The organism is Alistipes sp. (genome assembly GCF_048465575.1).
Taxonomy (GTDB): Bacteria; Bacteroidota; Bacteroidia; order Bacteroidales; family Rikenellaceae; genus Alistipes.
This window is the reverse complement of record NZ_DBFWLG010000002.1, coordinates 108,942-114,941: the sequence shown is the minus strand read 5'-3', so window position 1 is coordinate 114,941 and position 6,000 is coordinate 108,942. Positions and strand designations below refer to the sequence as shown.

Here is a 6,000-nt window from a genome sequence, read left to right as displayed (position 1 = left end):
GCGAGCGTCCCGGCGGCCGTGGCCGCGGGCAGCAGCGCCAGCCGCGGGTCCAGCCGGCGCACCCGCGCGGCAAGGGTCGCATCGTGCCCGAGCGTAATGCCGACGGTGAACATCAAAAGGTAGAGGACCCAGGTACTCGCCTGCGAGCCGAATGCCGCCAGCCCCAGACGTCCGGCCAGACATCCCGCCGCGAAAAACGCCACGATCACCAGGCTGCCCCGCAGCGTCCGCCACATCGGCCCGCGCGTCGCCGCAACCGGTTGGGCCTCAGCTTCGACCTCGAGCCGCACCCCGCGCCGGACGAGTGCGCGCCACAGCAGCCAGGCCGCCGCGATGCTCCCCGCCACCGAGCAGCTGAAGATCACCAGCGCGGCCTGTCCCAGCGTCGTGAGCCCCCGGATCACCGCGGGGTTGCCCCCGACCTCGGCGCCCAGCAGAAAGAGCAGAACCCAGATCACCGCGGTCACCACCCGCGGAACGAAAGCGAGGCGCCGCCGAATCAGCAGGCGCCCCGTCAGAATACCTCCGGCAATTACGGCAAAGAGCAGCAGCACGGACTATTGGGTTTTGGCGGTGAGTTTCTCGATCTGCTTCTCGGCCTCCGTCCGGAGCCGCTCGGCCTGCTTCTGCGCCTCCGACACCAGCTTGTCGCCCGCCTTTTCGGCGGCGATCTGCGCCAGCCGGCCCTTTTCGGCCGCCCCCGCGATCAACTTTTCGCGCTGCGCTTCGGCCGCTTCGACCAGGCGTTCGCCGGCCCGCTGCGCCTCCTCGCGCAGCCTCGCGGCCTGCTTCTCGACCTCCTCGGAGAGCGATTTGCCGCCCGTGAGTTTCTCGATTCCCTGGTCGAGCAGGTTCTTCACGGCCTCCCCGGCCGCCTCTTTCACACCGAGGGTGATCTTGGGCGAGGAGAACGTGCCGCCGATCCGAACGCCGATTTTCTCCACCACGCCGCCCGCCGAGCCGGCCGGCAGGGCGACCCGGGCCACGTAATCGATGGTCTGGTCGAGCCCCGTGGAGCCCGAGAGGTTTATATTGATCTTGCCCAGCTTCAGATCGAACGGCTGGGTGGCGACCCGCCCGTCGCGGATCGCAAAACGGATGTCCACGTCGCGGGCCTCGATGCGCCGCAGGTCGTCGTTCCCCAGCGCCTTGGCCAGGGCGTCGAACGCCTCGATGTTCTGCACGCGAATATTGGCCGAACGAATCTCCCCCGAAGCGTCGAGGGTCTTCAGGTCGGGCTTCATCTGCTCGTCGAGCGACGCGCTGAGATCCATCGTGAGCGCGTAGTCGCCGCCCGTCTTGGCGAAGAGAGGCACGAGCCGCTGCACGGTCTCCAACTCCTCGAACGTCCGTGCGAACGAAGCGCCCGAGAGCCCCAGCGCCAGCTTCAGCGCCGGACGCGCCGGATCGGCTGCCGTGGAGTAGCTGCCCGAGGCGGTAGCCCGGCCGCCGAAGAGTTCCATACGGAGCTTGTCGAGCGACAGCGCGCCACCCGCTGCACGCATCTCGCCCGCGAGGTTTGCGACGGTCATCTTTTCGAAGAGCACCTTGTGCAGCTCGGCATTGAGCGAGAGGTCGAGGTTGCGCGGCACCTCAATGGCCCGCACGGGCCCGGCCGGCTCCTGGGTTTTCGCCTCCGTTTGGTCGGAAGCGGGCGCCGCGTCCATGATCTCGTTCAGGTCCAGGAGGTCCGACTTGAGGTAGAGCCGCCCCGAGAGCGTCTCTCCGCGCAGCAGGTAGCCGATGTAGCCGCTCAGCTGTCCGGTCGCCGAGAGGTCGCTCCGGCCCACCGTCACACCGAACTCGCCCAGGGTCATGTCCTGCGGCGTGATCGTGGCCGCCGCACGGCGGATATGCACCGCCGGAAGCGCGGGCAGCGTCAGCCCCAACTGCTCGACGACCAGCGTGCCGGACGCCCCGATGCGCTCGCAGCGGTTCTTCTCGATGTCCGACAAACGGCCCGAAACCCGCAGGTCGGCCGCGATCTGACCGCCCAGTTCCACCCCTTTTTCGAGTGGATAGACCGTTTTCACGGCCCCCAGATCGACGCGGCCGTCGGCCGTCATGCGGAACGCGGGATCGCTCCCGAGGTCGGTGGCGTAGAACGTGGCGGCCAGCGAATTGCCCGCCATTCGCAGGCCGAACCGCGACAGATCGATCTCCGTGCGGTCCATCGTCCCGCCCGGATTGGCGACCCGCAGCGCCAGATCGATGTCGGTCACGGCCCCGGGGAGCGACGAGTAGCGGAACCCGCCGTCCTTGACGGAGGTTTTCAGTTCGAACGCCGGAAGCACGGCGCCGCGCAATTCGCCCCGCGCCCAGAGGTCCATCTCCAGTTCGCCCGAGGCGGTCAGGCTGCGGAATTCGCGCGTGTAGAAAGCCGGGATGAGCGAGAGCAGTTCCTTGAAGCGCACCCGCTCGCAACCGGCCCTCAGGTCCATCTTCACCGCCTCGTCCTCCAGCTCGACCCAGCCGTCGAGGGCCAGCTCGATCGCGTTGAGCCGCAGAGTGTTGTGCGAAAGGGTGAAGCGTTTGTTCCGCAGGTCGGCGGCAATCGCGGCATCGAGTTCGGCCTCAGCATCGCTCAGAAGCGGCACGCCGCCCGTGGCGAGGTCCATCCCGCGCGCCGTGAGCCGCAGGTCCAGTTCGGCCTCGTCGGCCGAGAGGTCGCCCCGGAGGCGCAGCGAGAGGGGCCGGGTGGCGAAGCGCATCCCCGTCGAGTCGTCCTCGTAGCGGATCACAGCGTCCGCGATCCGAAAATCGCGGACCGAAAGGCGGAACGCCGAGGGCTCCTCCGCAACGGTCTCTTCAGCCTCCGCAGGCTCCTCTGCGGGCTCCATCACATCCCAGTTCACCCTGCCGTCGGCCAGCTTGCGGGCATGGACGGACGGTTCCGCGAGGATCACTTTCCGCACCTCGAACCCCTCGTCGCTCAGTAGCGAGAAGAGGTCCACGACCACCGAGATGCGGCGCGCCGCCACGATCGTGTCGCCCGCGAAAGGCTCCTCGCCCACGAGGGTCAGCCCCCGCAGCTCCAGCGAGGCATTGGGGAAATGGCGCAGCAGGCTGATATTCAGTCGCTCGAAATCCAGCCTGGCACGCAGCCGGGCATTGGCCTCGCGCTTTACGATCTGAGCGATCTTGCCGCGCAGGGCAACGGGCGCGACGAGTGCCGCAACCAGGACGACGGCCACGACGACGGCCGCGATTTTCAGTGCTTTTTTCATTTCTAACTCTCTGTTTTGCGGGCGAAAACCGTGGTTTCCACCGCTTCGAATCCCATCTTTCGGTAGAGCGCCCGCGCCGCCTCGCGCCGGGGCGAGGAGGTCAGCGTCACGCGGCCCGCGCCGCACCGCGCGGCATGGGCCACCGCTTCGCGCACCAGCGCCTCGCCGGCGCCGCATCCGCGCGCCGAAGCGTCGACGACCACATCCTCGATCCAGGCTTTGCGCCCCGTGGGGGTGTCGTACCACGCCAGGGTGAGCATCCCGACGGCCCGTTCCCCGCCGAAAGCGACGAACAATACCGTCGACGGTCCCGCCGCCACGCGGCGCAGCGCCTCGGCCGTGGGCACGGCCGCCGCGGGCGCCAGCTGCGGCACGAGCCGCGCAAGCTGCGCTGCAAGCGTATCGTCGAGCGATGTTACCGGTCGGATACAAATAGACATGATCGAACTTTTTTCAGACAAAGATACGGTTTTTTGCACGAATCGGCTGGCCGTCTGCCAAAAAAAGATTACTTTTGCACCGCATCGGTTCCCGCCGCCGTCCCGGAAGGACGAAGGGGGATTAAAAGGGAATGCCGTGCGAATCGGCAACAGTTCCCGCTGCTGTGAGTTACATTCACTTTTGTTCCGGCACTCTTTGGCCACTGTCCCCAAGCGGACGGGAAGGCGCCGGAACGGTAACGAGTCAGAAGACCTGCCTATGCGATTCAACGTTTCACGCAACCCTGCGGCGAATGGGGTGGCAAACAGGTCGTCTTCTCCCTCCCGACACGTTTTCCCCGCCCGGCCGCAGCTGCGAATCGAGGACCGATGAGAGGCTTTTTCAGACATATTTCGCTGGTGTGTGCGCACACACTGCTGCTTTCGGCCTGCATGGAGTACGGTCCGCACGCCGAGGAGGCGTTCGAGCGCAGCCAGCGCGGGGTCTTCATCCTCGCGGAGGGCAATTTCACGTGGGAGAATGCTTCGCTGGCATTCTACGACCCGGCCGCGCGAAAGGTCGACGAGGAGGTTTTCCTGCGCGCCAACGGCATGAAGTTGGGCGACGTGGCGCAGTCGATGACCATCCACCGCGGCCGGGGGTACGTGGTGGTGAACAATTCGGGCGTGGTCTACGTCATCGACCCTGCGACGTTCCGCGTCGAGGGCTTCATCCAGGGCGTCGTCTCGCCCCGCTACATCCACTTTCCCAACGACACGACGGCCTACATCACCGACCTCTACGACCCGCGCATCACGGTGGTCGACCCGCGCAACAACTCGATCCGCGGCCGCATCGGCATGAACGGCCACAAATCGACCGAGCAGATGGCCCAGTGGGGCGACGAGGTCTTCGTCAACTGCTGGTCCTACGACGACAAGATTCTGGTGGTGGATGCCGCCCGCGACCGGCTCGTCGACTCGATCCGCGTGGGCTGGCAGCCCTCGTCGCTGGCGATCGACCGCCGGGGCAAGCTCTGGACCGCCACCGACGGCCGGGCGGACGAGCCGCCCGCGCTCTACCGCATCGACGCCGCCACGCGCCGCATCGAGCAGACGTTTCTCTTTCCGGCGACGGCCCACCCCGCGGAGCTGGCCCTCAACGGCACGCGCGACACGCTCTACTACATCGACCGCTCGGTGTGGCGGATGCCCGTTACGGCCAAGTCGCTGCCCGAGGAGCCGTTCCTGCCCTACGCCGGGACCCTCTACTACGGGCTGGCGGTCGACCCCTTGACGGGGGAGGTCTATGTGGCCGACGCCATCGACTACCAGCAGCACGGCGCCGTCTACCGCTTCACGGCCCGCGGCGAGGCCGTGGACACCCTGCGCGTGGGAATCATCCCGGGCGCATTCTGTTTCAAGAATCCGACAACACATTGAAAGCCATGAGAAAATACCTCTTTCTACTGCCGGCCCTGCTGGCCGCCGCGTGCAATTCGGGCGAGGAGTTCACCTCCTCCACCATCGAGGAGCCCTGCTCCGAGATCGTCGCCTACCGCCCCGCTCCGGGGCAGTTCATCAACGACCCGGCGAGCGGCTTTGCCGGAGTGGATACCCCCGAAAAGGCGCTCGCCTATGTCCGCAAGCGCTTCGACGCGGGCAGCTACGTCTCGCTGGGCAGCTGGGGCGGCTATCTCACGGTCCGCTTCGACAAGCCCGTCACCGCCACCGGAGGCTACGACCTCTGGGTCGCAGGCAACCAGGGCCTCAACTCCTCGGAGCCGGGTATCGTCTGGGTCGCCCCGGACGAGGACGGCGACGGCGAGGCCGACGACGGGCTGTGGTACGAACTGCGGGGCAGCGAGTGGGGCAAGGCAGGCTACGTGCGCAACTACTCGGTGACCTACACCCGCCCGGCCGACGCAGAGGCGGTGTCGTGGCGCGACAGCGAGGGCCGCACGGGCACCGTCGACTACCTGCCTCAGTTCCATGCACAGCCAAATTACTACCCCGCCTGGATCGCAGACAATACCCTGACGTTCACAGGGTCCCTGCTGCCCGCCAACGGCGAGCAGGGAATCGTCGAGAACACCCCGTCGTGGCTGCTCAAGGCGTTCGAATGGGGTTATGCCGACAACCTATCGACCGTGGACGCCGCGGGGCAGACCAACCGCTTCCGCCTCGGCGACGCCGTGACGGCGGACGGCTCGCCGGCCCACCTGCGGCAGATCGGTCTGGTCAAGGTCCAGACGGGCGTTCTGGGCAAATCGCCGCTGAAAGACAACGACATCGGCGAGACCTCCACGGAGGTGTGCGGGATCGGTTGTTACCGGGTGGTAACAAAGTAATTC

General features: G+C 66.8%; 5 protein-coding genes and 1 riboswitch. Of the genes, 2 read left to right on the top strand and 3 right to left on the bottom strand.

Annotation, left to right across the window (positions count from 1 at the left end; all coding sequences use genetic code 11):
* From ACMQ11_RS00495 to ACMQ11_RS00485, 3 genes are all read right to left on the bottom strand, one after another.
* Nucleotides 1–554 (bottom strand): LysO family transporter (locus tag ACMQ11_RS00495; protein ID WP_418990693.1); only part of this gene is annotated, 554 nt, incomplete at its 3' end.
* A gap of 3 nt (nucleotides 555–557) precedes the next feature.
* A complete protein-coding gene (locus tag ACMQ11_RS00490) occupies nucleotides 558–3,227 on the bottom strand; it encodes an AsmA-like C-terminal region-containing protein (RefSeq protein ID WP_418990692.1) in 2,670 nt (889 codons plus the stop codon).
* A gap of 2 nt (nucleotides 3,228–3,229) precedes the next feature.
* Entirely contained in the window at nucleotides 3,230–3,667 is a 438-nt protein-coding gene (locus ACMQ11_RS00485; RefSeq protein WP_418990691.1) for a GNAT family N-acetyltransferase, read from the bottom strand.
* A gap of 68 nt (nucleotides 3,668–3,735) precedes the next feature.
* A riboswitch (cobalamin riboswitch) is annotated at nucleotides 3,736–3,943 on the top strand.
* 93 nt (nucleotides 3,944–4,036) lie between these two features.
* Between ACMQ11_RS00485 and ACMQ11_RS00480 the strand changes: the two genes are divergently transcribed.
* Complete coding sequence (locus ACMQ11_RS00480; protein WP_418990690.1) at nucleotides 4,037–5,089, top strand: DUF5074 domain-containing protein; 1,053 nt, start codon at nucleotides 4,037–4,039, stop codon at nucleotides 5,087–5,089.
* A 5-nt stretch (nucleotides 5,090–5,094) separates the two neighbouring features.
* The gene (locus ACMQ11_RS00475) at nucleotides 5,095–5,997 is read left to right on the top strand and encodes a hypothetical protein (RefSeq protein ID WP_418990689.1); all 903 of its coding nucleotides are present in this window, start codon (nucleotides 5,095–5,097) and stop codon (nucleotides 5,995–5,997) included.
* Nucleotides 5,998–6,000 lie beyond the last annotated feature (3 nt).

Coding starts and splice junctions, on each gene's coding strand:
- ACMQ11_RS00490 (WP_418990692.1), bottom strand. CDS start 3,227: ATGAAAAAAGCACTGAAAATCGCGGCCGTCGTCGTGGCCGTCGTCCTG.
- ACMQ11_RS00480 (WP_418990690.1), top strand. CDS start 4,037: ATGAGAGGCTTTTTCAGACATATTTCGCTGGTGTGTGCGCACACACTG.
- ACMQ11_RS00475 (WP_418990689.1), top strand. CDS start 5,095: ATGAGAAAATACCTCTTTCTACTGCCGGCCCTGCTGGCCGCCGCGTGC.
- ACMQ11_RS00485 (WP_418990691.1), bottom strand. CDS start 3,667: ATGTCTATTTGTATCCGACCGGTAACATCGCTCGACGATACGCTTGCA.